Annotated in this window: 24 protein-coding genes; 13 read left to right on the top strand and 11 right to left on the bottom strand. The window is 60.8% G+C overall.

The genetic code is table 11. The features are described 5' to 3' along the window. Nucleotides 1-36: 36 nt before the first annotated feature. Both Q1A63_RS07330 and Q1A63_RS07325 read right to left on the bottom strand, forming a co-directional pair. Nucleotides 37-963 carry a choline ABC transporter substrate-binding protein gene (locus tag Q1A63_RS07330; protein ID WP_298969726.1) on the bottom strand — a complete coding sequence of 309 codons (927 nt, stop codon included), beginning with the start codon at nt 961-963 and terminating at the stop codon, nt 37-39. 118 nt (nt 964-1,081) lie between these two features. Further along, nucleotides 1,082-4,315, bottom strand: a complete 3,234-nt coding sequence (locus Q1A63_RS07325) for a chemotaxis protein CheB (RefSeq protein ID WP_298969727.1) — start codon at nt 4,313-4,315, stop codon at nt 1,082-1,084. 243 nt (nt 4,316-4,558) lie between these two features. Here Q1A63_RS07325 and Q1A63_RS07320 point away from each other — a divergent pair, with 243 nt between their 5' ends. From Q1A63_RS07320 to Q1A63_RS07310, 3 genes are all read left to right on the top strand, one after another. Then, nucleotides 4,559-5,236: a hypothetical protein gene (locus Q1A63_RS07320; RefSeq protein ID WP_298969728.1), complete on the top strand. Its 678-nt coding sequence runs from the start codon at nt 4,559-4,561 to the stop codon at nt 5,234-5,236. A gap of 15 nt (nt 5,237-5,251) precedes the next feature. Beyond that, nucleotides 5,252-6,259 (top strand): aldose epimerase family protein, encoded by a 1,008-nt coding sequence (locus Q1A63_RS07315; RefSeq protein ID WP_298969729.1) that lies wholly within the window; start codon nt 5,252-5,254, stop codon nt 6,257-6,259. Nucleotides 6,260-6,522: 263 nt separating this feature from the next. After that, entirely contained in the window at nt 6,523-6,852 is a 330-nt protein-coding gene (locus Q1A63_RS07310) for a TfoX/Sxy family protein (protein ID WP_298969730.1), read from the top strand. 54 nt (nt 6,853-6,906) lie between these two features. Here Q1A63_RS07310 and ndk read toward each other — a convergent pair whose 3' ends face one another. Beyond that, entirely contained in the window at nt 6,907-7,329 is a 423-nt protein-coding gene (ndk, locus tag Q1A63_RS07305) for a nucleoside-diphosphate kinase (protein ID WP_298969731.1), read from the bottom strand. A gap of 229 nt (nt 7,330-7,558) precedes the next feature. On the opposite strand from ndk, the gene Q1A63_RS07300 reads away from it, so the two are divergent. From Q1A63_RS07300 to Q1A63_RS07290, 3 genes are all read left to right on the top strand, one after another. Further along, complete coding sequence (locus Q1A63_RS07300; protein WP_298969732.1) at nt 7,559-9,421, top strand: ABC-F family ATP-binding cassette domain-containing protein; 1,863 nt, start codon at nt 7,559-7,561, stop codon at nt 9,419-9,421. Between the two features lie 97 nt (nt 9,422-9,518). Continuing rightward, on the top strand, nt 9,519-10,148 hold the full coding sequence (locus Q1A63_RS07295; protein WP_298969733.1) for a MarC family protein: 630 nt from the start codon (nt 9,519-9,521) through the stop codon (nt 10,146-10,148). Between the two features lie 50 nt (nt 10,149-10,198). Then, nucleotides 10,199-10,780: a TIGR02281 family clan AA aspartic protease gene (locus Q1A63_RS07290; protein ID WP_298969734.1), complete on the top strand. Its 582-nt coding sequence runs from the start codon at nt 10,199-10,201 to the stop codon at nt 10,778-10,780. 36 nt (nt 10,781-10,816) lie between these two features. On the opposite strand, the gene Q1A63_RS07285 is transcribed toward Q1A63_RS07290, so the two are convergent. Both Q1A63_RS07285 and Q1A63_RS07280 read right to left on the bottom strand, forming a co-directional pair. Then, on the bottom strand, nt 10,817-11,275 hold the full coding sequence (locus Q1A63_RS07285) for a DNA polymerase III subunit chi (protein WP_298969735.1): 459 nt from the start codon (nt 11,273-11,275) through the stop codon (nt 10,817-10,819). 3 nt (nt 11,276-11,278) lie between these two features. Beyond that, nucleotides 11,279-12,751, bottom strand: coding sequence for a leucyl aminopeptidase (locus tag Q1A63_RS07280; RefSeq protein ID WP_299631148.1), 1,473 nt, complete (start codon nt 12,749-12,751; stop codon nt 11,279-11,281). Nucleotides 12,752-12,887: 136 nt separating this feature from the next. Here Q1A63_RS07280 and lptF point away from each other — a divergent pair, with 136 nt between their 5' ends. The 6 genes from lptF to rsmA are packed head-to-tail and all read left to right on the top strand — an operon-like array spanning nt 12,888 to nt 20,292. Continuing rightward, nucleotides 12,888-14,024, top strand: a complete 1,137-nt coding sequence (gene lptF, locus Q1A63_RS07275; RefSeq protein WP_298969737.1) for an LPS export ABC transporter permease LptF — start codon at nt 12,888-12,890, stop codon at nt 14,022-14,024. Continuing rightward, the gene (gene lptG, locus Q1A63_RS07270) at nt 14,021-15,118 is read left to right on the top strand and encodes an LPS export ABC transporter permease LptG (protein ID WP_298969738.1); all 1,098 of its coding nucleotides are present in this window, start codon (nt 14,021-14,023) and stop codon (nt 15,116-15,118) included. The genes lptF and lptG overlap by 4 nt, the downstream gene beginning before the upstream one ends. Further along, on the top strand, nt 15,111-17,249 hold the full coding sequence (gene lptD / locus Q1A63_RS07265) for an LPS assembly protein LptD (RefSeq protein WP_298969739.1): 2,139 nt from the start codon (nt 15,111-15,113) through the stop codon (nt 17,247-17,249). The genes lptG and lptD overlap by 8 nt, the downstream gene beginning before the upstream one ends. Before the next feature lie 5 nt (nt 17,250-17,254). Next, nucleotides 17,255-18,475, top strand: coding sequence for a peptidylprolyl isomerase (locus Q1A63_RS07260; protein ID WP_298969740.1), 1,221 nt, complete (start codon nt 17,255-17,257; stop codon nt 18,473-18,475). Beyond that, nucleotides 18,472-19,446: a 4-hydroxythreonine-4-phosphate dehydrogenase PdxA gene (pdxA, locus tag Q1A63_RS07255; RefSeq protein WP_298969741.1), complete on the top strand. Its 975-nt coding sequence runs from the start codon at nt 18,472-18,474 to the stop codon at nt 19,444-19,446. Before Q1A63_RS07260 ends, pdxA begins: the two co-directional genes overlap by 4 nt. Nucleotides 19,447-19,449: 3 nt before the next feature. Further along, entirely contained in the window at nt 19,450-20,292 is an 843-nt protein-coding gene (rsmA, locus tag Q1A63_RS07250) for a 16S rRNA (adenine(1518)-N(6)/adenine(1519)-N(6))-dimethyltransferase RsmA (protein WP_298969742.1), read from the top strand. A 36-nt stretch (nt 20,293-20,328) separates the two neighbouring features. On the opposite strand, the gene Q1A63_RS07245 is transcribed toward rsmA, so the two are convergent. From Q1A63_RS07245 to prfA, 3 genes are all read right to left on the bottom strand, one after another. Beyond that, nucleotides 20,329-20,874 carry a DUF4167 domain-containing protein gene (locus Q1A63_RS07245; RefSeq protein ID WP_298969743.1) on the bottom strand — a complete coding sequence of 182 codons (546 nt, stop codon included), beginning with the start codon at nt 20,872-20,874 and terminating at the stop codon, nt 20,329-20,331. A 222-nt stretch (nt 20,875-21,096) separates the two neighbouring features. After that, on the bottom strand, nt 21,097-21,912 hold the full coding sequence (prmC, locus tag Q1A63_RS07240; protein ID WP_298970472.1) for a peptide chain release factor N(5)-glutamine methyltransferase: 816 nt from the start codon (nt 21,910-21,912) through the stop codon (nt 21,097-21,099). Nucleotides 21,913-21,926: 14 nt separating this feature from the next. Beyond that, nucleotides 21,927-22,982, bottom strand: a complete 1,056-nt coding sequence (prfA, locus tag Q1A63_RS07235; protein ID WP_298969744.1) for a peptide chain release factor 1 — start codon at nt 22,980-22,982, stop codon at nt 21,927-21,929. A 62-nt stretch (nt 22,983-23,044) separates the two neighbouring features. On the opposite strand from prfA, the gene Q1A63_RS07230 reads away from it, so the two are divergent. Next, a complete protein-coding gene (locus tag Q1A63_RS07230; RefSeq protein ID WP_298969745.1) occupies nt 23,045-23,332 on the top strand; it encodes a hypothetical protein in 288 nt (95 codons plus the stop codon). Here the strand turns inward: Q1A63_RS07230 and Q1A63_RS07225 are convergent. Genes Q1A63_RS07225 through speB (Q1A63_RS07215) form a run of 3 tightly spaced genes read right to left on the bottom strand, consistent with a single transcriptional unit; the run spans nt 23,270 to nt 25,652 of the window. Then, the gene (locus Q1A63_RS07225; RefSeq protein WP_366524290.1) at nt 23,270-23,671 is read right to left on the bottom strand and encodes a DUF1499 domain-containing protein; all 402 of its coding nucleotides are present in this window, start codon (nt 23,669-23,671) and stop codon (nt 23,270-23,272) included. The two genes, Q1A63_RS07230 and Q1A63_RS07225, sit on opposite strands and share 63 nt — an antisense overlap. A gap of 59 nt (nt 23,672-23,730) precedes the next feature. Further along, a complete protein-coding gene (speB, locus tag Q1A63_RS07220) occupies nt 23,731-24,681 on the bottom strand; it encodes an agmatinase (protein WP_298969747.1) in 951 nt (316 codons plus the stop codon). 2 nt (nt 24,682-24,683) lie between these two features. Then, nucleotides 24,684-25,652 (bottom strand): agmatinase, encoded by a 969-nt coding sequence (speB, locus tag Q1A63_RS07215; RefSeq protein ID WP_298969748.1) that lies wholly within the window; start codon nt 25,650-25,652, stop codon nt 24,684-24,686.

The raw sequence follows: 25,652 nt of genomic DNA, 5'->3' as shown, positions 1-25,652 counted from the left end.
GTTAACCCGCCCACAGATGCAGGCGGGGTCAGATAATTACAGACCCAGCGCGGATTTCACAGCCGCGACGCTGTCGCCACCGTCAACGGTGGTCACGCCATCGAGCCACGCCATGAAGGCATCAGGGTTTGCCGTCAGCCACGCCTTGGCGGCGTCCGAAGGCTCGGTCCCGTCGTTCAGGATGGCCCCCATGATCTCATTTTCCATCGCCAGCGTGAATTTCAGATTGCCCAGCAGTTTGCCGACGTTCGGGCATTCGGTGCTATAGCCAGAACGGGTGTTTGTATAGACCGTCGCGCCACCGAAATCCGGGCCAAAGAATTCATCGCCCCCGGTCAGATAGCCCATCTCGAAATTGGCATTCATCGGATGTGGTTCCCAGCCGAGGAACACGATGGGTTCGTCTTTCTTGGACAGACGTTCCACCTGCGCCAACATGCCCTGTTCGGAGCTTTCCTTGACTTCAAAACCGCTGAGACCAAAGGCATCAGCGTCGATCATAGACTGGATCAGGCGGTTGCCATCGTTGCCGGGCTCGATGCCATAGATCTGTTCGTCCAGCGCGTCCGCGTGTTTGGCGATGTCAGCGAAATCCTTGATGCCAAGGTCCAGCGCTGCCTGGTTCACGGCGAGGGTATATTTCGCACCTTCGAGGTTTTCCCGCACGGTGTCGACAGTGCCCGCTTCACGGTAGGGTGCGATGTCCGCTTCCATGGTCGGCATCCAGTTGCCCAGGAATACGTCAACGTCCCCCTGCGCCATCGAGGTGTAGGTCACCGGCACCGACAGCACCTTGATATCTGTCTCATACCCCAAAGCATCCAGAACCACAGTGGTCGCGGCGGTGGTCGCGGTGATGTCCGTCCAACCCACGTCGGAGAAGGTGACTTCTGTGCATTCGGCACCGGCCACGCCCGCAACGGCGATAAAGGCAAGCGTGCTTGCGGTTGTCTTGAGTGTCATGAAATATCTCCCATCTGATTTTTGCCCATAAATGCGCAGGTTGCATCATAGGGTCAAGGCGAAAGCCCGGACCGTTCGATTGGTCCGGGCTTTGATCCGCCTGAGAGAGGATGGGTTTTCAGTCGGGTGCCTGGCGAAAGACGCCGATGATCCGCTTGATCTCGCCGGTTTCATCCGCCCGCGCCATCCCGAAGGATTCGACCTCCACGGTCTCGCCGTCCTTGGTGACGATCCGGTGCCGGAACTGGAAATCCCCACCCTTCTTCGCAACCTTGTTGACCAGCTTTTCGACCTTCGCGCGGTCATCGGGATGGTAGTAGCCCAATCCTGCTTGCAGATCAGGTGGCGGTCCATTCGGGTCCAACCCGTGAATGCGATAGACCTCCGAGGACCAATGCACCGAATTGTCTTTGAGATTTACCGCCCAGTACCCGACCTGCGCGAGGTCCTGCAAAAGCGTGAGCTGTTCCAGCGCGTCTTCGGCCTTGTCCCTTGCATCGATGATGCCGGTAATATCCGTGCCGACCGAGTAGATCGAGGACGTGCTCTGCGAGGGGTCCGCAAAAATGAAGTTCTCGGTACTCATCCAGTATTTTTCGCCGGTATCGCGTGCAGAAACGGCATTGATGTGGTGCACACGCCCCGTGGTGCTGTTCATCAGCTCATTGTCGCGCGCTTTCACGGCATCGGCCGTTGCCTTATTTGCCAATTTGAAGAAGTTCTTGCCTTCCGCTTCCTGTCGGGTCGTGCCCAGAATATTGGCCGATTTCTGGCTGATCCGCAGGACCGTCCCGTCGGTGGAGCGGTTCAGCATGAAGATCTCGGCGTGATCGAGGATCAGGTCGAGTTCCTGCGCCAGACCGGGGAATTCGGAGACGACCATCGTCGAGCCCTTCATCTGGCCGCGCATGTCAAAGAAAGGCGAACAGGTGAGCTTGTAGCGCCCACCCTTGGAGGTGAATTCACGCGAGATCGGCTCGCCGAGTTTGAGGGTTTCATTGCAGATCGGCGCAAGTGAGGGGCAGTTTTCAGGCAGGATGCACTGGCTGACATGCGGGTTCGACACCGGACGCGACAGGCCGAACATTTCAGCAGCGGCATTGGTGGCCTGCGAGATTTGCAGCGCCGTATCCAAAACCATAATCGCCAGCGGCGCGGTCTCCAAGACCGACATCAGCTCGCCGGTGCGCCCGCTCAGCTCTGCAGCCGTCACCTGCAGTTCCTCGTTGACGGTGATCAGCTCTTCGTTGGTGGATTGCAGCTCTTCATTCGAGGTTTCCAGCTCTTCGTTCGTGGCCTGCAATTCCTCGTTGGTGGATTGCAGTTCCTCGTTGAGCGATTGCAGCTCCTCGTTGGAGGTTTCCAGTTCTTCGATGGTCTGCTGCAGCGCTTCCCGCGTCGTTGCAACCTCATCTTCCAGCAACCGGATACGGTCGCTTTCAAAGGTTTCGTCGCCGCTCTTGTTTGTCGGCTCCAACCCTTTGGCGCGATCCACCTTCACTTCGCTGAAAACCACCAGCGCGGCGCGTTCGTTCAGATCGCGGGCAATGATCGGGAAGACATCGAGCCGGATTTCGGCATCATCGTCATCCGCCAGCAGGTGCCGGACGCCCGAGCGATGTTCGCCGTTTTTCAGCGCGAGGGTCACCAGACTGCGCGCCTCTTCACGGAAGGGTCGTCGCAACAAATCAATGTGCATTTTCAGGTTGCTGGCTTCGCTCATTTCAATAAACGAGCTGACATTCCCGTAGATCCGCACAATCGAATACTCGTCGGTCACCAGCACCGAATTCTTGCCCAGCGCCAGCGCCAAGGCCTCGAACATCTGGCGGTCGGTGGAATCGCCCGGTTGTGCCGCCTGCGTCGGTGGCGGAATGCGGCGCGACTGCGGGACATTCCGCGTATTCGCAAAAGGCGTCTGTTCGGAGCGGCGAATGGACCTGCGGCGATAGATATGCGCAGACTGGCTGTCCTGAATGAACAGCTCGTCGGATCCCGCAACGGTTTCAGCCGTGCCCAAGAACATCAAAGAGCTTTCAGTCAGCGCGTAATGGAACCGCGACATGACCTTGTGCTGCAGCGCATTTCCAAAATAAATCAACAGGTTACGGCAGCACAGCAGATCAACCTTCTGGAACGGCGGGTCCTGACAGACGTTGTGATCAGAAAACAGAATGGCCGAGCGCAGGGAATCAATGACGCGGATGCCATCGTTCTGCTGGATGAAGTACCGATCCGACAAATCTCTGGGAATGTCGTTGAGGGCCGCCATGCCGTAGACACCCTTGCGGGCCACTTCGAGGGCATCCTTGTCGATATCTGTCGCGAAAATCTGCACGTGGTCCTTGAGCTGGACCTTCGATCCACCAAGGGCTTCGCTGAGCAGAATGGCAATGGAATAGGCTTCCTCACCCGTGGCACAGCCGGCAATCCAGACCCGAAACGGGGTATTGGACTTTTTCTGCAGCAGCGGCGGCAACAATTCCTTCAGCGCTTCAAATTCGCTCTTGTCGCGGAAAAACCGGGTGACCGATATCAGCAAATCCTTGAACAGCGCATCCACCGCGTTTGGATTGACCCGACAGAATTGCGTGTATTCTTCGTGGCTGTCGATCCCTAGAGCGATCATGCGGCGCTCGATCCGGCGGTTGATCGTGGTTTGTTTGTATTCCCGGAAATCGACGCGGGTGCGGGCGAGAAGGATCTGCAACAGATCCGACGAAGGGCTCTTTTCCGCCGCCTCCTGCCGGAAGGCATCGAAATCCCGCGGCGACGTCAGGATCTTCTGCAGATGCGTGCCGATCTCAAAGGGCCGCAACACCAGGTCGACGCAGCCGGTCTGCATGGCCGACATCGGCATCCCGTCGTATTTCGCGCTTTCCGTGTCTTGTGCAATCGTGATGCCGCCTGCTTCACGGATCGCCTGCACGCCGTAGGCGCCATCGGTCCCGGTGCCCGACAGGATGATCGCCATCGATTTTTCGCCATGCTTGTCGGCGATGCTCAACAAAAACCGGTCCACCGAAGGTTTGGGGGAGGCCACTTCGTGACTGGGATCAACCAGGCACAGCTTGCCATTGTCATAGACAACATCGGTCTTTGGCGGTGTCACGTAGATCACATTGGGTTCCGGCACGCAGCCGTCCACGACATCGCGGACCACCAGCCGGGTTTGCCGGGCAACCAGTTCGGTCATCAGGCTCTTGTGGTGTGGCGACATGTGCTGCACCACGACATAGGCCACCTGCAGATCGGTCGGCAACGTCGCCACCAATTCGCGGATCGCCTCCAGCCCCCCCGCCGATGAGCCGATACCAATAATGGTCAACTCTGCGCTGTCTGCCCCATCCAAATGCCCGCTCCCTTACCTCAGGTCAATTTAAAGTTGGGCTTGAAATCACGCCCCAACCATAGCATGTATCTAGCAACCCACAGTTGCAAACTACGTGGTTATTGGCGGAATGTTCAACCAAAAGATCGACGCTCCTTAAAATTAATCTTTGGCTGACGCAACAGGCACCGTACGGTGTGTTTACCTTTGACTGCCAGTTTTAGGGCACGTTAGGGCCATAGACTTTATGCATGGATTATTGAAATGGTTGACACAAATAGCGTTGTACCCCTGTCGTCCGATCTCTCCGGTCGTGTTCTGACGCTGAACCTGACGCTGCGAGAGAACGCAACCATCTCGGTGCGGTCTTGCGAAGTGCTCGGGCGCGGGTTTCGGAACCGTGTTTCTTTTCAGGACACAAGTGACATTGATCAGATCCTCGTAGCCAGAATGGCGCACTCTGTTCGCAAATGCATGGCGACGATACCAGATGGGACACATGTGCTGTCTTTGCCGGAGTTTCTGGTGGAGCTGCCGGGCCTGGTCCTTTCCGGGGTTCATGTTCTGATCATGGAACTGAAAGACGGCATGAGAAATGCGATCTTCAGGTTCAAGGAATTCATGGGGTCGCTCAACAATGCGTTCCACCCTGACATCGGTTTCCAGGAGCCCTATTCCAATCACGCGGAAAAACTGGCGGCAAATGTGCTGGCCGATATCTGTTTGCCGCTGTTGAACATGTGCCGGGAAATGGAATATGCGCAGGTCGAGACACAGGATCATTTGCCAAGCGGCTTCTCCGAGCGCGCGCAGGAGTTTGAGTTCCAGACCGAATTGTTGAAGCGATTCATTTACAATGCCGGTATTGGACATGCGCAGCCGACGCAGGTTTATCTTGAACCGGAATATCAATCGCGACCCCTGTCGCTGCCGCAGATTTAGGAAGATGGTCGCAAAATGAACAGCGGGTCTTTCGGGTGGTACGACAGCTTTAAGGAAAGCCAGCCCCTGACGCCGATGATCGTTTTGCAGTCCGACACTTTGAAAGCGCATATTCTGACGCGCGGCGCGACGCTCGCCGGTTTCTGGCTACGTGGTCACCCCCGCAGCCTTGTCCTTGGGTTCGAGGATCCGCTGGCTTTCGACAGCGCTGCGTTCTACGCGGGCGCAATTGTGGGTCCAGTGGCCAATCGGGTGGCACGGGGTCAGATCGAACTCGACAATCAGGTCTTCCAGATGCCCTCCAACGAGGGCACGACGTGTTTGCACAGTGGAGATGACGGCCTGCACGCGCAGGATTGGACGATCTCGGACCAGACGGTAAACACTGTGACGCTGGAGACCGCGCTGCCCGATGCCGCGATTGGCCTCCCCGGCGCGCGCCGGATTCGTGCCACATATGCGTTGGAAGCGGAAAACACATTGGTCTTGACGATCACTGCCAGCAGCGACTGCGATACGGTGATGAACCTTGCACATCATCCCTATTGGACCCTCGATGAGAAAGCGGATGTGTCGCATCATCAGCTGCAGATCCATGCCGATACCTATTTGCCGGTCAATCATCAGAATTTGCCTACGGGGCATATCACACCGGTCGCCGGATCCGCCTATGACTTTCGGACGAAAAGAGCGGTTCCGGTTGACCGCACGCTGGATGCAAACCTTTGCGTGGCCACCGCCCGTTCTGACACGCCACGGGACGTCGCAACCCTGACAGGGGGGACCGGGCTTGCGCTGCATATCGCCTCCACCGAACCCGGCCTTCAGGTCTATAACGGCAGCGGGTTGCCAAGCGACGGCCCCAGCGCCCTACCCGGTCAGAACATCGCCCCGTTTGCGGGCATTGCCCTTGAACCGCAGGGCTGGCCGGACGCCCCAAATCACCCGCAGTTTCCGTCCATTTTGCTCCCAGCGGGCGCAGAATACCGGCAGGAAACGCGGTACCGAACTTCCGCAGATTGAGCCCAAAAGTCATTTTATGGCCATGTCAGCGCCCTGCCCCCGGCAGAAAACGCTGGCAATCCTGAGCATGAGGCGGCCCCTCCGCTTCATGTGTAAAGGACCGTAACGATGACCAAAGATACACCAAAACCAAACCATGCCCCAAAACCGCAAGGCAGCGCTCAGACGCCCGCGCCACCACCGCCGCCAATCACGGATTATGCAAGTCTTTGACAGGGATTTCCGGGTGACAATACCCACTGCGACCGCCTATTCTGCGGCGTATGACAACACCTGTTTCCTCGATCCGGAATCTCGGGCCAGCCTTTGAGGCCGCCTGCGCGGAGGCTGGCATCCACTCTGCCGAAGAGCTGCGCGCCCTAGGGGCGGATGCTGCCTATGCGCGTTTGTTGAAAAACGGCACCAGACCGCATTTCATCGGGTATTACGTGTTGGTGATGGCGCTGCAAAACCGTCCCTGGAACGATTGCAAGGGCGAAGAAAAGAAGGCGCTGCGCCAGCGGTTTGACGCGATCAAATCATCCTCTTTCGACAAGGGTCTCGATGCTTTCGAACAGATGATGGATCAGATCGGGGTCCGTCCGACCTCATAAAAAAAGGGCCAGCGCCTGGCTGACCCTTTTTCTGGATTTCTGAGGTGTGACGGCTTAGCCGACCAATTCCAGCCCGGAGAAGAAATACGCGATCTCCACTGCGGCTGTTTCCGGTGCATCGGACCCGTGAACCGAATTCTCGCCAACGCTTTCGGCAAACTCTGCACGAATGGTGCCCGCAGCGGCATCTGCAGGGTTGGTCGCGCCCATGACTTCGCGGTTCTTTGCGATGGCGCCTTCGCCTTCGAGAACCTGCACCACAACCGGCGCGGACGCCATGAATTCGCACAGCTCGTCATAGAACGGGCGCTCGGCGTGCACCGCGTAGAACACCCCTGCCTGCGCCTTGGTCATATGGATGCGCTTTTGCGCCACGATGCGCAGACCGGCGTCTTCGAATTTGGCGTTGATCTTGCCTGTCAGATTACGGCGGGTCGCATCAGGTTTGATGATCGAAAATGTGCGCTCAAGGGCCATCAGAGGTCTCCTGCAAATGTTAATTTGCGGCGCGTCTACCATGGGAGTTTGCAAGGGGAAAGCGGTTTGTGCGTGCCCATACCCGCCGCATCGGATCGTCCCCACGGCGCAGGTTTCACGGCTGATGTGGTGTGTCAGAGACGGGTCGCGCCCCATAAGGGCCCGAGGGGTAGATAGATATCAATCCCACGCATTGACATAGGCGCGGGCGTGGTTCAGTGCAGCGGCCATGTTACGCATTTCAGATATCAACTATTCCGTCGAAGGTCGCCCGCTCTTTGAGGGCGCCAGCGCGGTGATCCCGGATGGTCACAAGGTCGGGCTGGTCGGGCGCAACGGGGCGGGCAAAACCACCCTGTTCAAGATCATTCGCGGCGAGCTTGGTCTGGATGGCGGCAATATTTCCCTGCCCAGCCGGGCCAAGATCGGTGGTGTTGCGCAGGAGGTTCCCTCTTCCTCGACCTCGCTCATCGACACGGTGCTGGAAGCGGATACCGAACGCGCGGCCCTGATGCGCGAGGCCGAGAGCGCCACCGACCCCGCCCGCATTTCCGAGATCCAGACACGGCTGGCAGATATCGATGCCTGGTCTGCGGAGGCCCGCGCCGCGACGATCCTGAAGGGTCTGGGCTTTGATGATGCGGAGCAACAAATGCCCTGCTCCGATTTCTCCGGCGGCTGGCGCATGCGGGTGGCTCTGGCCGCGGTGCTTTTTGCCCAACCGGACCTGTTGCTGCTCGACGAGCCCACCAATTATCTTGACCTCGAGGGCGCCCTTTGGCTCGAAGCCTATCTGGCGCGCTATCCGCATACGGTGATCATCATCAGCCACGACCGGGGCCTGCTGAACCGGGCCGTTGGGGCGATCCTGCATCTCGACGAGCGCAAGCTCACGTTTTATCAGGGGCCCTACGATCAATTTGCCCGCCAACGCGCCGAACAGCGCGCGGTGCAGGCCGCCATGGCCAAGAAACAACAGGCGCGCCGCGATCACATGCAGGCCTTTGTCGACCGCTTCAAAGCCAAGGCATCGAAGGCGAAACAGGCGCAATCCCGCCTCAAGATGATCGAAAAGATGGATATGATCGCGAGCCCCGAACAGGTGGCCAAGCGCGTCTTCACCTTTCCGGAACCCGAAGAACTCTCGCCCCCGATCATTTCCATCGAAGGCGGCGCGGTGGGCTATACCGAAACGCCGGTGCTCAGTCGGTTGAACCTGCGCATTGATCAGGACGACCGCATCGCGCTCCTGGGCAAGAACGGTCAGGGTAAATCGACCCTGTCGAAACTGCTCTCCAATCGCCTGTCGCTGATGGCGGGCAAATCGGTGCAATCCAACAAGCTGCGCATCGGGTTTTTCGCCCAGCATCAGGTGGAGGAACTGCATATCAATGAAACGCCGCTGCAGCATATGATCTCGGCCCGCCCCGGCGTGCTGCACTCGAAACTGCGCGCACAACTGGCTGGCTTCGGTCTCGGCCCGGATCAGGCAGAAACCGAGGTCGGACGGCTCTCGGGCGGCCAAAAGGCACGGCTGTCGCTGCTGCTGGCCACGCTGCACGCGCCGCATCTGCTCATCCTCGACGAGCCCACCAACCACCTCGACATCGAAAGCCGCGAAGCGCTGGTTGAGGCCCTGACCGCCTATTCCGGTGCCGTGATCCTCGTCAGCCACGACATGCACCTGCTGTCGATGGTAGCGGACCGGCTGTGGCTGGTGTCGGAGGGCACGGTCACCCCCTATGAGGATGATCTCGAAGCCTACCGCAAGATGCTGCTGACCCCGGCCAAACCGATGGGCAAATCCAGCAAGAAGCCACAGGCCGCGCCCAAGCCCAAACGCGCCAGCCGCGAGGATATTCTCGCGCTCAAATCGGAAACCCGCAAATCCGAGGCCCGCGTCGCGAAGCTCAATGAGATGCGGGACAAGCTGGCAAAGAAACTCGCCGACCCCGCGCTTTATGAGGACAACAATGTCGGGGAGCTTGAAGTCTGGAACCGCAAATATGCCGAAGTCATGGACGCGCTGGACCGGGCCGAATCCCTCTGGATGACGGCTCTGGAAAAACTGGAGCGGGCAGAAGCGCCATGACCCCTTTCTTCTGGCCCAAAACATCCTGGGGGCGCTCTTGTCGCGCCATTGGTCTGGGCGACAATGGCGATGGGCAAAGCCCCAAGAGGCAGATGCCATGACCATCGACACCGCTTTTCTGATCACCTCCTTTGTCACCATGTTCGTGGTCATCGATCCCATTGGTCTCGCGCCGCTTTTCGTGGCGCTGACGCAGGGCATGACCGATGCCGCGCGCCGCCGGATTGCCCTGCGCGCCACCGCCACCGGCATCTTGATCCTGCTCGCCTTTGCCGCCTTCGGCGAGGCGCTGCTGTCCTTCATCGGGATCTCGATGGCCGCCTTCCGCGTCGCGGGTGGCATCCTGCTGTTCATCACCGCGCTCGACATGCTCTTCGAGCGCCGCACCAAACGCCGCGAGGATCAGAGCGAAGAGGAGGTGAACGACCCTTCCGTCTTCCCCCTCGCCATTCCCCTGATCGCCGGGCCGGGCGCCATCGCCTCGGTCATCCTGCTCATGGGGCAACGTCCAGGCATCGAAGGCACCGTCATCGTGCTGGGCGCCACCGCTGGTGTCATGATCATCGTGATGGGGTTTTTTCTGGCCAGCGGTCTCATCGAACGCGCTTTGGGCAAAACCGGCATCACCGTCGTCACCCGCCTGCTGGGCATGTTGCTGGCCGCCCTCTCCGTGCAATTCGTGCTCGACGGTCTCAGCGCTTTTGGCTTTGGGCCGGGCGCGGGCTGATTTCTGTGCCGAAACGCCTATATTAGGCCGAGAGACGATGGGAGCCTTATATGGATGGTAATGACACTGGCAGCCTGATCTACCTCATCCTGCTGGGATTGATGGTGGTGAGTTGGTTTTTCACACAGAACCGCCAATCCATGAACAAGACGCTGCAGCAGGCCGCCCTTTGGGGGTTCATCTTTCTGGGCGCCATCGCGGCCTACGGTCTTTGGGATGACATCAGCCAGACCGTCCGCCCGCAGCAATCCGTCTTTGCCGAACAGGGCAAGATCGTGGTGCCGCGCAGTGCCGACGGGCATTATTATATCGCGGCCGAGGTCAATGGCGCCCCGGTGCAATTCGTCCTCGATACCGGGGCGACCGAAATTGTCCTGACCCGGGAAGACGCCGAAGCGGTGGGCCTTGCCCCCGACACGCTCAACTTTACCGGACGCGCCATGACCGCCAATGGCGAGGTGCGCACAGCACCAGTGCGGCTGGACCGGGTACAGCTTGGGCCTGCCACGGATGAGAATGTGACGGCGGTGGTCAATGGCAGCGAGATGTCGCAAAGCCTGCTGGGCATGACCTACCTGCAGCGCTGGGGCAAGATCGAGATTACCGGCGGCGAGTTGACCCTGACCAGATAACTGCCCAGGCCTGGGGCGGCACCGGTTCATCGCGGCTCACGTCTCCGCCATTTTCTCCCAACGGCCTGTTTCCTCGGACCAGTATTGTGCCTTGGCACCGGCGTCCTTAAGCGCCTTCCATTGCGCCCGTGCGCCGTCCAGTGCCTGCGTGTCATTGCCATCAAAGAGCACGCAGACACGATCCATCGCCGTGACATCCTCGGCACTGACCGCCGCCCCATCCACCGTCATCAGGCAGGTCGCCGCATTTGGCGCCTCAGGCGTGGTTGTCAGCAGCACCGGCTGCAGCGCATCATGGTCCCCGCCTGCCAGCCCATGCGGCAGAAACCCGTCATCCGCGCCCAGCCACAGTTTCTCATCCAGCCACCCCATTCGGCCCAGATCCGTGCCGCGCACAACGACGCGCATGCCCGCGCCGGTTGCCTTGCTCAATAACATCGCAAGCGTTTCTTCCATCGGACGCCGGGTCAGGTGATAAAAGAGCGCCGTGCCCAACGCCTAGCCTTTCTCGAACCGATCGGCGACCAGCCGGTCCAGCGCCCGCACACCCCAGCCTGTTGCCCCTTTCGGAGCCAGTTTGGTCGGTGATTTCAGCGAGGCAACCCCGGCGATGTCAAGGTGAATCCACGGGACATCCTTTTTGACGAAGCGCTGCAGGAATTGCGCCGCGGTGATCGACCCACCCGGACGCCCGCCGATGTTTTTCATATCAGCGATGGGGGATTTCAGCATGTCGTCATAGGCCTGCCCCAGGGGCATGCGCCACGCGCCTTCCTGCTCCGCTTCAGCCGCTTTCAGGAAGGCATTGCAAAGCGCATCATCATTGGAGAAAACCCCGGCGTTTTCGTGACCTAAACCGATGATTATGGCTCCTGTGAGGGTCGCCAGGTCAATCATGCCCGCAGGCTCAAACCGCTCCTGCGCGTACCACATCACATCGCAGAGCACCAAGCGCCCTTCGGCATCCGTGTTCAGGATCTCAACGGTGTCCCCCTTCATCGATCGGACAACATCGCCGGGACGAATGGCGGTGCCGGAGGGCATGTTTTCCACCAGGCCGACGAGGCCCACGACGTTTGCCTTGGCCTTGCGTAGCGCCAGCGCACGCATCACGCCCGCCACCGTGCCCGCGCCGCCCATGTCCATGGTCATGTCTTCCATGCCTGCCGAGGGTTTTAGGCTGATGCCACCGGTGTCAAAGACCACGCCCTTGCCGATCAGCGCCAGGGGTGCCGCGCCCTCTGCGCCGCCGTTCCATTGCATCACCACAACCTTGGAGGGGCTGGCAGAGCCCTGCCCCACGGCCAGAAGCGTGCGCATGCCCAGTTCTTCGAGCTTGTCTTCTTCCAGCACCTCGACCTTGAGGCCCAGCGCCTTCATCTCCACCAGCCGGTCGGCGAATTCGGTTGTGGTCAGAATATTTGCCGGTTCATTGACCAGATCGCGGGTCATGAAGATCCCATCAGCAGTGGCCAGCAGCGGCGCAGCAGCAGCCTCAACGCCGCTTGGATCATTGCACATCACCTCGATGGACCCTTCGGCAGCTTCGTCCGAGGTCTTGTGATCGCGAAACTGGTAGTCGCGCAAAACGGCGCCCTGCACCACATGCGCAGCCCGGCGCGCCGAACCTACCGCCAGCAGCAAATCCGCCTTGCCGCGTTTACCGCCCAAAACGGCGCCAGCATTGCGTGCGGCGTTTTCCGGTGCAGATCGCGGCAGGCACAGCACGTCCACCGCCTCTGCCGCCATACCGGCAGGATAGGCCAGCGTCAGGCTGTCGCCTTCCTTCAGGCCCTTCTCGACCCGCGCCTCCAATGCCCGTTTCAGCGCCCCTTTGCTCAGCCGGTTGACCCGACGTCCGGCGACATCCAGTTTGCCCGCCTCATCCACGATCAAACCGATGCGGCCCGCGTGATCCGACAGACGTTCAATATCGGTTTCGGAGTATGTAACGGCGGTGAGCGTGGTCATCGGGGCAGCCTTTCCAAAATGGGGTTCCCCATCGACCTAGCGCGCTCCTTCGCCAATGACCAGATAGCAGTTTTACAGCAGCAAAGATTGGTCTATCGTCGCGCATAGGCAAGAGTGCGGGCAAAAGGGGGCCGATGTGAGCAGAATCGACAGATATGTCCTGTCGCAATTGCTCATCCTGTTTGGGTTTTTCTCCCTCGTATTGGTGGCGGTTTTCTGGATCAACCGGGCGGTCGTGCTTTTTGACCGGCTGATCAGCGACGGGCAATCGGCGCTGGTGTTTCTGGAATTCACGGCGCTGGGTTTGCCAAAGCTGATCACCACAGTGCTGCCGATCTCCGCCTTTGCCGCGACCGTCTATGTCACCAACAGGCTGAACAACGAAAGCGAACTCACGGTGATGCAGGCCACGGGGTCAAGCCCCTACCGTCTGGCGCGCCCGGTCCTCGCCTTTGGTGTCATCGTCTTTTTGATGTCCTCCACGTTGCAGCACGTCCTGTTGCCGCTGGCGCTGGGACAGTTGAGCGAACGCGAGGCGGAGATTTCGCAAAACGCCACCTCCCGCCTGCTGACCGAAGGTGCGTTCCTGCACCCGTCAAGCGCGGTGACGTTCTACGCCGGTGAAATCAGCGAAGACGGCGTGTTGCGCGATGTCTTTCTCTCCGATGGCCGCAAACCCGAAGAAGGGGTTATTTACACTGCCGCCGAAGCCTACCTGATCCGCAATCAGGATCTGACCACTCTGATCATGCTCGACGGCATGGCCCAGCGTCTCAGCAACGAAAGTAACCGGCTGGCCACGGCCAACTTTCAGGATTTCTCCTTCGATATCAGCTCTCTGGTGCGCAACGATGCCTCGCCAATCCAGATCGCCCGCAACATGACCACGCCTGAGCTGATGATGTCCTATAAGGACTTGTCAAAAGATACCGGACAATCCGCCGGGCATCTGGCCGAGGAATTTCACTCCCGCTTTGCCGAACCCCTGTTTTGCATCGTGGCGGCGATGATTGGTTTTACCACCCTGCTGATCGGTGGCTATTCCCGCTTTGGCGTCTGGCGCGAGGTGGTGATCGCTTTCGGACTTTTGCTGCTGATCAATGGCGCGCGCTCCACAATGCAGAACCCGGTGCGTAGCGATGCCAACCTCTGGCCGCTGCTCTATCTGCCGGTGATCTTCGGCACGCTGCTGGCATTCGCCATGCTGTGGTATGTGGCCCGACCGAGATGGCGGCGACGCAACGCAGCGCCCATAGCGGAGGCGCCTGCATGATTTTGCACCTCTACTTTGCGCGCCGCTTCGCGATGAGTTTCCTCGTCCTGACAGCGGTTCTGTTTTCCCTGGTCGCACTGGTGGATCTGGTGGATCAGACGCGCGGGTTCAGCGATTTTGATATCAGCTTTGGGCGCATCGTCGGTCTCACCCTGCTCAATGCCCCCCAGACGGTGAATGAGATTTTGCCGTTGATCATGATCCTTGCGACCATCGCGCTCTTCATCGGCTTGGCCCGCTCCTCGGAGCTTGTCGCAACACGTGCCGCGGGCAGGTCCGCCCTGCGCGCGCTTGTGGCCCCGGTGATTGTGGCGCTGATCATTGGGGGCCTGGCCGTGAGCATGCTGAACCCGATCGTCGCAGCCACCTCGAAACGGTACAGCGAGTTGGCGGAGAGCTACCGAACCGGGGGCGCCTCCACCCTCTCGATTTCCGGTGAGGGCCTATGGCTGCGCCAGGGCGACGAAACCGGTCAATCTGTAATTCGCGCCTTGCGCTCCAACGCGGATGCCTCCGTGCTCTATGATGTCACCATCATCACCTACGCGCCCGGTCAGGGCCCCGTCCGCCGGATCGCTGCCCAAAGTGCTGCCCTGCAGGACGGCGGCTGGGTGCTGCGCAATGCCAAGCTTTGGCAGTTGAAAGCCGGCTGGAACTCCGAGGCCAATGCGGAGCGTCACGATGAGCTCTTTGTCCCCTCCAGCCTGACGCTGGAACGCATTCGCGAAAGTTTCGCCCGCCCCAGCGCCATCTCGATCTGGAAGCTGCCAGAGTTCATCGAGCAGTTGGACCAGGCCGGGTTTTCGTCGCGCCAGCACCGGGTCTGGTTTCAGTCCGAATTGGCCCGTCCGCTGTTTTTGATGTCGATGGTTCTGGTTGCGAGCGCGTTCACCATGCGCCATACCCGTTTTGGGGGGACCGGCATCGCAGTGCTGGCCGCGGTACTTTTGGGGTTTGGTTTGTATTTCATTCGCAGCTTCGCGCAAATTCTGGGCGAAAACGGGCAGATCCCGATTTATCTGGCGGCCTGGGCGACGCCTGTTGCCGCGGTGTTGCTTGCCTTAGGTCTCTTGCTGCACGCAGAGGATGGTTAGCCTCGTGGTGCGCGCGCTTGTTGCATGTCTTTTCCTGATCTGCCCGGTGATCTCATGGGCGCAGGATGCGGACCCCGATGCGGTACCGGCAGTGCTGATCGCCGATGAACTCTTTATCACCAATGACCGCGAGCTGGTGGCGCGCGGGAATGTCGAAGCGTTTCAGGGCACAACCCGCATCACCGCCCGCGAAATACGCTACAACCGAGACAGCGGTGCGCTGACCATTGACGGTCCCATCACCCTGCAGGATGGCGAGGGGGTCACCATATTGGCCTCCGCTGCCGAATTGGATGCCACGCTGAAAACCGGCCTTCTGACGAGCGCCCGCCTGGTGCTGGAAGATCAGCTTCAACTCGCAGCCGTGCAGATTCAACGGGTGAACGGGCGCTACAGCCAGCTTTACAAAACCGCCGTCACCTCATGCCGGATCTGCGACGACGGGCGTCCGCCGCTCTGGCAAATCCGCGCAAAACGGGTGGTGCATGACAAAGAGGAGCAACAGCTTTACTTTGATCAGGCCCAGTTCATGATCCTGAACGTCCCTGTGTTTTACATCCCGCAACTCAGGCTGCCTGACCCGACGCTGGAACGTGCGACCGGGTTCCTGATCCCCTCGCTGCGGACCACTTCCGAATTGGGCACAGGCATCAAGATCCCATATTTCATCGCACTGCGTGATGACCGGGATCTCACGGTCACGCCCTATATCTCCTCCAGCACACACACGCTGGAACTGCGGTACCGTCAGGCTTTTGTCAAAGGCGGCATCGAATTCAATGGTGCGATCAGCCGTGATGATGAACGCCCAGGCGAAACGCGCGGCTACATTTTCGGCAATGGGCAGTTTTCGCTCAGAAATGATTTCCGTCTCGATTTTGACGTCGAGATCACTTCGGACGATTCATATCTGCGGAATTACGATTATTCGGAAAAAGACCGCCTGGACAGCGCCATCACCATCAGCCGCGCGCGGCGGGACGAATTCATCTCCGGCAGCGTAATTGCCTTCAAGTCACTGCGCGACGATGACATCAATGCCGAGCTGCCGACAATTGTTGCCGATGGCATTTATGAAACGCGGTATTTCCCGACCACAATTGGCGGCGAGCTGCGCCTGGACCTCGATGCGCATAGCCACTACCGCTATTCGGATGATGATATTGTCGGGCGCGATGTTTCCCGTTTCAGCGCCGAAGCAGACTGGCTGCGCAGCTGGACCCTGGCCTATGGTCTGCGCGCAGAGCTTTCCCTTGGCGCCAGCACCGATCTGTTCAACATCACCCAAGACAGCACTGTGCCGCAAAATCAGACCCAGTTGAGCCCCCATGGCACCGTCGCCCTGCGCTACCCGATGTCGCGCAGCAGCTCGGGCGGCGTCACCGAACTTCTGGAGCCCATCGTGCAACTCGCCTGGACGGGCGGCGACCGGCTCGACATTCCCAATGAGGAAAGCACCCGGGTCGAGTTTGACGGCGGCAATCTGATTTCGCTGTCGCGGTTTCCCGAACCTGACCGCCGCGAACGCGGGCGGGCCACGGCCATCGGCGTAAACTGGGCCCGTTTTGATCCCGACGGGCTTGATACCTCCCTGACCCTCGGACAGGTGCTGCGTGACGAGGCGGATACGGCCTTTACCGACACCTCCGGTCTCACCGGGACGTCATCAAGCTATCTGGTGGCGGGTCAGATCAAATCGCAGGACACCTGGGCCATCACCGCCCGCACCCTTTTTGACGATGACTTCGACTTTGCCAAAGCCGAGATCCGCGGCGATTTCGGCAACCGTCGTGCACGCCTCGGTGGCAGCTATGTCTGGCTGACCAAGGACATTGAGGAGGAGCGCGCCGAAAGCATCGCCGAGATTTCGCTCGATGGCTCTTACCGGGTCGACAAATACTGGACCGCCTCCGCCGACTGGCGCTACGATATCTCACTGGATAGGGCGGCCAACGCCGGGCTTGGTGTGACCTATAACAACGAGTGCGTATCGGTTCAGTTCTCCGTCAATCGCAGCTATGCAACCTCTCAAAGCCTTGCGCCTTCAACGTCTTTGGGCTTATCCATCGGGCTACGCGGGTTTTCAGCGAAAAAAGGCACCGAAACTTACACAAGAACATGCGGGAAATAAGAAAAATGAGCGCATCGAGCAGTATCAGACATATTTTGGCCGCCCTCTGTGCCCTGGCACTGTCCGGCCCAGCGGTGGCACAGGGCCTCTTTGACCCGGTTGTGGTGGTCAATGACGCTGTTGTGACCGAATTCGAAGTCGAGCAGCGCCAGACCTTCATGCGCTTTCTCAATGCCCCGGGCTCGAACCGTCAGGATGTGATCGACACGTTGGTGGACGAACGTCTGCAGGCGCAGGCCATCGCCGCCTCCGGTCTGGAGATGACCGAGGAGGGCATTGACGCAGGTCTGACTGAATTTGCCGGGCGGGCCGATATGGATAAGGATCAGTTCATCGCGGTTCTGGGCCAAAACGGCGTGGCCGAAGAGAGCTTTCGCAGCTTTGTTGAAGTTGGCATCGCCTGGCGGGAGCTGATCTCCGCGCGTTTTGGGTCCCGGGTCGAGATCTCCGAAGAAGAGATCGACAGGGCGCTCGGGTCGACAACCGGCACCACCGGGATCCGGGTGCTTGTGTCCGAGATCATCATTCCGGCCCCGCCGGAGCGCAAGGCGGACGTCGACCAACTGGCGCAAGAAATCGCGCAATCCCAATCGCAGGATGAATTCTCGGACTATGCCCGCGAGTTTTCTGCAACCGCCTCCCGCGAGGCGGGCGGCCGCCTGCCCTGGCAGGACCTGAACAGACTGCCCGCAGCCCTGCGCCCGATCTTGCTGTCCCTGGCCCCGGGAGAGATCACCGACCCGCTCACCATCCCGAATGCCGTCGCCCTGTTCCAGCTGCGCGGGATCGAAGAAACCGGCGCGCCGACACAGGAATTCGTCGCCATCGAATACGCGGCCTATTACATCCCCGGCGGGCGCACCCCTGCGGGTCTCTCGGCGGCGCAGAAACTGCAGGCGCGGGTGGATCAATGCGATGACCTCTACGGGATCGCCCAAGGCCAGCCCGAGGAAATCCTTGATCGTACCACCCTGCCGCCCGCGGAAATTCCGCAAGACATCGCGCTTGAGCTCAGCAAGCTAGATCCCGGCGAAGTCTCAACGGCCTTGACGCGCAACAATGGTCAGACGCTGGTGTTCCTGATGATGTGTGGGCGCACCGCCGCAGTGAACGAGGATGTTGCGCGTGAAGACGCCGCGCGCGCCCTGCGCTCTGCCCGGATCACCACCTATGCCGAAGGTTTTCTCGATCAGCTGCGCGCAGATGCCCGTATCGTGACCCCATGACAGGGGCCGCGGCGCCGGTTGTTATCAGTTGCGGCGAACCTGCCGGGATTGGCCCGGAAATCGCCGCCCGCGCCTGGGCAGAGCTGAAGGGCAAGGTGCCCTTGGCCTGGATGGGCGATCCGCGCCATCTGCCAACCGGCACCCCCTTCGAGGTCATCACCACCCCTGCCGCCGCAGCAGATGTCGGGCAAGACGTCTTGCCGGTGCTGCACCACGCCTTTCCCAATCCCACCACGCCCGGCACACCTGATCCGGCCAATGCTCAGGGGGTGATCGACGTGATTGCCGCCAGCGTCGATCTGGTGAAAAACGAGGCGGCCTCGGCGCTGTGTACCGCGCCGATCCACAAGAAGGCCCTGATCGACGGCGCCGATTTCGCCTACCCCGGTCACACCGAATATCTTGCCGCTCTGGCAGGCGGGGCGCGCGCGGTAATGATGCTAGCCTCCGACGCGCTGCGCGTGGTCCCCGCAACCATCCATATCGCGCTGGAAGACGTCCCCACCGCCCTCACCCCGGCGCTGCTGCGTGAAACGATTGAGATCACCGAGACCGCGTTGCGCGACCGCTTCGGCATTGCGGCACCCCGGATCGCCGTTGCCGGGTTGAACCCGCACGCGGGCGAAGGGGGCGCTATGGGCCGACAGGAGCTGGACTGGATCGAGGCCTTGATCGCAGACATGGCGCGCGAGGGGCGCGACCTGCGCGGCCCGCTGCCCGCCGATACGATGTTTCACGCCGCCGCGCGCCGCAGCTATGATGCCGCCATTGCGATGTACCATGATCAGGCCCTGATCCCGATCAAGACACTCGATTTCGACAAGGGGGTGAATGTGACACTGGGCCTGCCTTTCGTGCGGACATCGCCGGACCATGGCACCGCCTTTGACATTGCGGGTAAAGGGGTGGCCAACCCCACCAGCATGATCGAGGCGATCAAAATGGCGGCCAAAATGGCCAGACCGGGCTGAGCCATGGCGACAATCGATGCCCTGCCCCCCCTGCGCGACGTGATCCGCACCCATGACCTGCAGGCCCGCAAATCGATGGGGCAGAATTTCCTGCTGGATTTGAACCTCACCGCCAAGATCGCCCGCCAGGCCGGGGATCTCACCGGGTGCGATGTGCTGGAGATCGGCCCCGGCCCGGGGGGCCTGACGCGCGGTCTGCTCTCCGAAGGGGCCCGCCACGTGCTGGCGATCGAAAAGGACGCCCGCTGCCTGCCCGCGCTGGCCGAGATCGCAGCTGCCTATCCGGGTCGCTTGACGGTGCTGGAGGGCGACGCGTTGGAGATCGATCCGCTGAGCCATCTGAGCCCACCAATCCGCGTGGCCGCGAACCTGCCTTACAATGTCGGGACCGAACTGCTGGTGCGCTGGCTGACCCCGAAAGACTGGCCGCCCTTCTGGCAAAGCCTGACGCTGATGTTCCAACGCGAGGTGGCCGAGCGGATCGTGGCGCAGCCGGGCAGCAAGACCTACGGGCGTCTGGCCATTCTTGCGCAATGGCGGGCCGAGGCGCGGATCGTTCTGCAACTGCCGCCTGAAGCTTTCACGCCGCCCCCCAAGGTCTCCAGCTCCGTGGTGCATCTCAATGCCCTGCCGACACCACGCTACCCTGCGGATGCTGCCGTGCTGAGCCGTGTCGTCGCTGCTGCCTTCAACCAGCGCCGCAAGATGCTGCGCGCGGCCCTGAAGGGCATCGCACCGGACATCGAAGATCGCCTGCAAGCCGCCGGGTTGAAACCAACCGACCGCGCCGAACAGATCCCCCTCGAAGGGTTCTGCGCGCTGGCCCGCGCCGTTGCCGCCAAATAAAAACCCCGGGGACAACCCGGGGTTTATTCTTGCTGTCTATTCCGCTGCCTTGGGCGCGTCATCGCCGCCGGGTGGGTCCTCATTCACGGCTTCCGGCTTTGGCCGCGGCTTGCGGCGTGGCTGCCGTTTGGGTTTGGGCTGGCTTTCCGGTGTCTCCACTAGATTGCTGTCCCCCTCGACAACAGGCGCGTCGCCCTGCGGCTGGGCCGCCTGCTGCTCTGTCGCCTGATTGGCCTCGCGCTCCTGACGCTCGGCGCGCTCACGGTCGCGTTCTGCCTGACGTTCGCGGTTCTGGCGGTCCTGCTCCTCACGGCGCGCTTCGATCTCGCGCTGCGCCTCCGAGAGCATGCGGGTGTAGTGCTCGGCGTGCTGCTGGAAATTCTCCGCCGCCACGCGGTCGTTGCTCAGCTGTGCATCGCGCGCCAGCTGATTGTATTTCTCGATGATCTGCTGCGGCGTGCCGCGCACTTTGCCTTCCGGGCCCGAACTGTCGAACACGCGGTTGACGACGTTGCCGCCTTGATTGCCTTGGGACCGGTTGCGGTTGCTCTTCGAGCGGGACCGGGATCTCGATGATTTCATGAAGTTCGCTCAGCCTTCGTGCTGTGGATCGTGTGACCGGATGCGCCATGCGCTTTTGGGAAACCGGGGTGTCGATATGTTGGGCATAACGCCGCGCGGGACCGCTCTTTGGAGCATCCACCGCTGCAACACCCTTGAATAAGCACGGCGCGCGCATTGCTGCAAGGGGTAATGGCGGATTTTACGCAGATTTACGGTTTTTTCCTGCGTTTTCAGGCCCCGTTACCCCGGTTTCGAGGCCACGACAACGCGATCCCGCCCGCCCAGATCGGGGAGAATCGCCACCTCCCCCCAGCCCTGTGCCGTGAAGATGCCAGAGACGCTGTTTCCCTGCTTCCAGCCAATTTCAACCATAACGCGACCCTGGGCATTCAGATACCCTTGGGCCTCCGCCGCGATCACCCGGTAGGCGGTCAAGCCATCACCCTCATCGGTCAGCGCCAGACGCGGTTCGTGGTCGCGCAATTCGGGCTGCACCTCGTCCATTTCAGCCGCCGCCAGATAGGGTGGGTTCGATACGATCAGATCAAAGCGCCCCTCCACATCGGCAAACCAATCGGATTGCACAATCTGCGCCCGCCCGGCCACCTCGTGACGCGCGGCATTGGCGCTGGCGTGCAAACAAGCGGCTTCGCTGATGTCGACACCAACCCCTTCGGCGTCCGCGCGTTCCGCCAGCAAGGTCACCAGAATACAGCCCGACCCGGTGCCCAGATCCAGCACCCGGTCAAAGGGTTCCGACAGCGCCACCTCGATCAACGCTTCCGTCTCCGGGCGCGGGTCGAGCACGTCCCGGCTGATGTCAAAGGACCGTCCGTAAAACTCCCGCGCGCCGATCAGTTGCGACACCGGCACACGTACCGCCCGCAGCGCGATCAGATTGTCGTAGCGCTCCGCAATCTCCGGCGCGATATCCTCAGGCGCAATGAGCGTCACCCGCGCCGCATCGACCTTGGCCGCATGGGCCAGCAGCACGCGCGCATCCCGCGCCGGATCCGGCACGCCCGCCGCCCGCAGCCGCGCCATCGCTGCAACCATGGCTTCGGCGGCTGTCACTGCCCCATCTCCGCCATCAGGCGCGCCTGCGCATCCGCCGTCAGCGCATCAACGATCTCGTCCAGATCGCCCTGCATCACTGCGTCCAGCCGGTAAAGCGTCAGGTTGATCCGATGATCCGTCATGCGCCCCTGCGGGAAATTATAAGTTCTGATCCGCTCCGACCGATCACCCGACCCCACCTGTGCCGCCCGATCTGCGGAGCGTTCGCTGTCCACCCGGTTCCTTTCGGCATCATAGAGCCGGGCCTTGAGCACCTGCATCGCGATCTCGCGGTTGCGGTGCTGGGACTTCTCAGAGCTGGTCACCACGATGCCCGTGGGCAGATGGGTAATGCGCACGGCCGAATCGGTGGTGTTCACGTGCTGCCCGCCAGCACCGGAGGACCGCATGGTGTCGATCCGCAAATCATTTGTGTCGATCTGAATGTCCACATCTTCGGCTTCCGGCAGCACGGCGACCGTCGCCGCGGAAGTATGAATGCGCCCGCCGCTTTCGGTGCTTGGCACCCGCTGCACCCGGTGCACGCCGCTCTCATACTTCAGCCGGGCGAACACATCCTGACCTTTGACATGCGCGACCAATTCCTTGATCCCGCCCAACTCGGTCTCCTGCAATTCGATGATCTCGAACTGCCACCCCTTGGCCTCCGCATACCGCTGGTACATCCGCAAAAGGTCCCCGGCAAAAAGCGCGGCCTCATCCCCGCCCGTCCCGGGGCGAATCTCCAGCATCGCGGGTTTGGCATCCGCCTTGTCCTTGGGTAAAAGCGCCAGCTGCAGATCAGCCTCTGCCTCGGGCAGTGCCGCCTTGATCCGCGGGATCTCTTCCTGCGCAAGCGCCGCCATATCCGGGTCCGACAGCATGTCTTGCGCGTCCTCAAGATCGCTCTGCAATTGCTGATAGGTTGCGATCTGCTCAACCACCGGGCGCAGGTCGGAATACTCCTTGGCCAGCGTCGCAATATCCGCCGCAGGATCGCCCGCCGCCATCGCCGCCTCAAGATACTGAAAGCGGGCCGTAATCTGTTCTAATCGCTCGCGTGGGATCATGCCGTTCTGTCCGATATTGAAAGCCGTTGGTCAAGACCCGCAGTCATGCTAATATTTTCGCCATGAAACGATTTAGCCTGCTTCTGATTTGGGTCGCGCTGCCCGGCGTGGCGGACGTCACCTACCCCGGTGGCAAGACAGTGGAGTGTTATTGCACGGATAAATCGGGCACACGCATCGAATTGGGACAAACCATTTGCCTGCAGGTGGACGGGCGCATGTTCATGGCGCAGTGCCAGATGTCGCTGAACGTGCCCATGTGGCGCGAAGTGCAGCAAGGCTGCCTCTCATCCTCCCTGGACCGCGGCGATCAGCCCCTCCAGTCGTTTGCGGTTGACGCCCAGATCTGACGCACCAAAACGCAAGCGCCCGAAAATCCTGACCTCATCCGCGCGCAATTCCACGGTGGTCGCATCCGGGAACCCGAAAACCGCGGAGCGGGTCACATAGGTCACGCGCCCCTCTTCCATCGACCCGGCCAATACCTGCGTGCGGGGCAATGCGCGCATCTGCCGATCGATGGCACGAAAAAGCGCGTCGCCCCCGGCCAGCACCCGCACCGTACCAACGGACAAATCCTGATCGGCCTGCATCTCTACAGGCTGATGCCAGCGCGCGGGATCCATCGGCGACAACCGCACATACGCCATCCCCCCCAAAATCAGCACCGCCAGGGCAAGCCCGATCATCTTTCGCACTCCAAAGCTTCTTCTGGCCACAAATATCCCCCGCGGAGCGTCCCTCGGCCTCAGCGGTACTTCACGCCCGGTAGAACGCACAACAGCTCAAAGAGCAGGTTCGCCGCCACCAGCGCCGTATTGCCGGTGGTGTCATAGGGGGGCGAGACCTCCACCAGGTCGCAGCCCACGATGTTGAGCCCCTTCAGGGCCCGGATCAGCTCCATCGCCTGCGCCGTGCTCAGCCCGCCAATCTCCGGTGTGCCGGTGCCGGGTGCAAAGGCCGGATCCAGGCTGTCGATGTCATAGCTGACATAGACCGGCACGTCCGGCCCGATGTCGCGGCGTATTTCGCCGCCCAGCGTTGCAAGGCTCCGGTGCCACAGCTCCTGCGCGGGGAATTGCTGGAACCCCCAGCCCTGCGCTTCGGTGAAGTCCGACGCCGTGTAACCGGTGCCGCGCAGCCCGATCTGATAGGTCTTCTCCGGGATCAGCAGCCCTTCTTCATGCGCCCGCCGAAACACCGTGCCGTGGGTTTCACGCTCGCCAAACATCTCATCGTTCACATCTGCATGGGCATCGACATGCACCAGCGCCAAAGGTCCGTGCCGCCGATGCATCGCGCGCAAAATCGGCAGGGTGATCGAATGATCGCCGCCAATGGCCATAGGCATTGCGTCGTAATTCAGGATCGCGTCATAGCTTTGCTCAATGATCTTCAAACTCTTTTCCAGTGAGAAGGTATTGATGGCCAGATCGCCGATATCGGCCATCTGCAGACTGTCAAAGGGTGCAGCCCCCGTGCCCATGTGATAGGGCCGGATCATCGCGGATTGCGACCGCACCTCCTTGGGGCCAAACCGCGTGCCTGACCGCCACGATGTACCGATATCCATCGGCACCCCCAGAAACGCGACATCCAGGCCCTTGAGATCATTCACAAAGGGCAGCCGCATAAAGCTGCCCGGGCCGGAAAACCGCGCCAGGTCATTGCCGCTGATCGGTTGGTTCTTTGTGCTCATCTTTACGCCTCTTCACGCATCCGCCAGCCCAGCAGGCTGAGAATTTCCGTCGCCACATGGGCGCCTGCAATGGCCGTCGCCCCCGTGGTGTCAAAGGGCGGCGAGACCTCGACAACGTCACCGCCACGGATGTTGATGCCCGCCATATCGCGCAGTATCATCGCCGCCTGCGCCGAGGTCAGCCCGCCCCAGACCGGCGTGCCCGTGCCCGGCGCATAGGCCGGATCCAATGCATCAATGTCGAAACTCAGGTAACAGGGGCGGTCGCCCAGAATGGTCTTGATCTTGTCCACCACAGCTGCCGTGCCGGTTTCATGCACCTCACGTGCGTCGATGATGTTCACACCGAGGGTATCGGCATTGGTTGTGCGGATGCCAACCTGAACCGAGGTAGCCGGGTCCACGATCCCGGATTTCACCGCCTTGTAGAACATCGTGCCGTGATCGACGCGGGTGAAATCATCGTCCACCCAAGTGTCGGTATGGGCATCGAACTGCAGCAGGCTGAGGGGGCCGTATTTCTCCGCATAGGCCTTCAGGATCGGGAAGCTGATGTAGTGGTCGCCGCCCAGCACAACGCTTGCCGCACCGGCCTCAAGAATACCGCGAATATGCGCCGTCAAAGCGTCTGGAAAATCCGGGATATTGGCGTAATCAAAGGCCAGATCACCGTAATCGACAATCGCGCGTTCGCTCAGCACGTCAAAGGGCCAGCCATAGGGTGCATCCGGCGCCTGCAGGGTCGAGGCCTCGCGAATGGCGCGCGGCCCCAAACGGGTGCCGGGACGGTTGGTCACCGCCTGATCAAAAGGCACGCCCGTGACCGCGATATCCACGCCAGTAAGGTCCTTGGTGTATTTGCGCCGCAGAAATGAAACCGCGCCGCCGAAGGTCAGCTCAAAGCTGGGGCCTTTCAGGTCGTCACGCGTGAAGGCGTGATCCATCTGCGTCTTGGCATCTTCCAGTGCCAT

Source organism: uncultured Roseobacter sp. (assembly GCF_947499265.1).
Lineage (GTDB): Bacteria > Pseudomonadota > Alphaproteobacteria > Rhodobacterales > Rhodobacteraceae > Roseobacter.
This window is presented reverse-complemented; position numbering and strand designations above follow the sequence as displayed.

What these genes read in the sequence shown, in the direction of transcription:
- Q1A63_RS07330 (WP_298969726.1), bottom strand. Translation starts at nt 963, where the DNA reads ATGACACTCAAGACAACCGCAAGCACGCTTGCCTTTATCGCCGTTGCG.
- Q1A63_RS07320 (WP_298969728.1), top strand. Translation starts at nt 4,559, where the DNA reads ATGGTTGACACAAATAGCGTTGTACCCCTGTCGTCCGATCTCTCCGGT.
- Q1A63_RS07315 (WP_298969729.1), top strand. Translation starts at nt 5,252, where the DNA reads ATGAACAGCGGGTCTTTCGGGTGGTACGACAGCTTTAAGGAAAGCCAG.
- Q1A63_RS07310 (WP_298969730.1), top strand. Translation starts at nt 6,523, where the DNA reads ATGACAACACCTGTTTCCTCGATCCGGAATCTCGGGCCAGCCTTTGAG.
- ndk (WP_298969731.1), bottom strand. Translation starts at nt 7,329, where the DNA reads ATGGCCCTTGAGCGCACATTTTCGATCATCAAACCTGATGCGACCCGC.
- Q1A63_RS07300 (WP_298969732.1), top strand. Translation starts at nt 7,559, where the DNA reads ATGTTACGCATTTCAGATATCAACTATTCCGTCGAAGGTCGCCCGCTC.
- Q1A63_RS07295 (WP_298969733.1), top strand. Translation starts at nt 9,519, where the DNA reads ATGACCATCGACACCGCTTTTCTGATCACCTCCTTTGTCACCATGTTC.
- Q1A63_RS07290 (WP_298969734.1), top strand. Translation starts at nt 10,199, where the DNA reads ATGGATGGTAATGACACTGGCAGCCTGATCTACCTCATCCTGCTGGGA.
- Q1A63_RS07280 (WP_299631148.1), bottom strand. Translation starts at nt 12,751, where the DNA reads ATGACCACGCTCACCGCCGTTACATACTCCGAAACCGATATTGAACGT.
- lptG (WP_298969738.1), top strand. Translation starts at nt 14,021, where the DNA reads ATGATTTTGCACCTCTACTTTGCGCGCCGCTTCGCGATGAGTTTCCTC.
- lptD (WP_298969739.1), top strand. Translation starts at nt 15,111, where the DNA reads ATGGTTAGCCTCGTGGTGCGCGCGCTTGTTGCATGTCTTTTCCTGATC.
- Q1A63_RS07260 (WP_298969740.1), top strand. Translation starts at nt 17,255, where the DNA reads ATGAGCGCATCGAGCAGTATCAGACATATTTTGGCCGCCCTCTGTGCC.
- pdxA (WP_298969741.1), top strand. Translation starts at nt 18,472, where the DNA reads ATGACAGGGGCCGCGGCGCCGGTTGTTATCAGTTGCGGCGAACCTGCC.
- rsmA (WP_298969742.1), top strand. Translation starts at nt 19,450, where the DNA reads ATGGCGACAATCGATGCCCTGCCCCCCCTGCGCGACGTGATCCGCACC.
- Q1A63_RS07245 (WP_298969743.1), bottom strand. Translation starts at nt 20,874, where the DNA reads ATGAAATCATCGAGATCCCGGTCCCGCTCGAAGAGCAACCGCAACCGG.
- prmC (WP_298970472.1), bottom strand. Translation starts at nt 21,912, where the DNA reads ATGGTTGCAGCGATGGCGCGGCTGCGGGCGGCGGGCGTGCCGGATCCG.
- prfA (WP_298969744.1), bottom strand. Translation starts at nt 22,982, where the DNA reads ATGATCCCACGCGAGCGATTAGAACAGATTACGGCCCGCTTTCAGTAT.
- Q1A63_RS07230 (WP_298969745.1), top strand. Translation starts at nt 23,045, where the DNA reads ATGAAACGATTTAGCCTGCTTCTGATTTGGGTCGCGCTGCCCGGCGTG.
- Q1A63_RS07225 (WP_366524290.1), bottom strand. Translation starts at nt 23,671, where the DNA reads ATGATCGGGCTTGCCCTGGCGGTGCTGATTTTGGGGGGGATGGCGTAT.
- speB (WP_298969747.1), bottom strand. Translation starts at nt 24,681, where the DNA reads ATGAGCACAAAGAACCAACCGATCAGCGGCAATGACCTGGCGCGGTTT.
- speB (WP_298969748.1), bottom strand. Translation starts at nt 25,652, where the DNA reads ATGGCACTGGAAGATGCCAAGACGCAGATGGATCACGCCTTCACGCGT.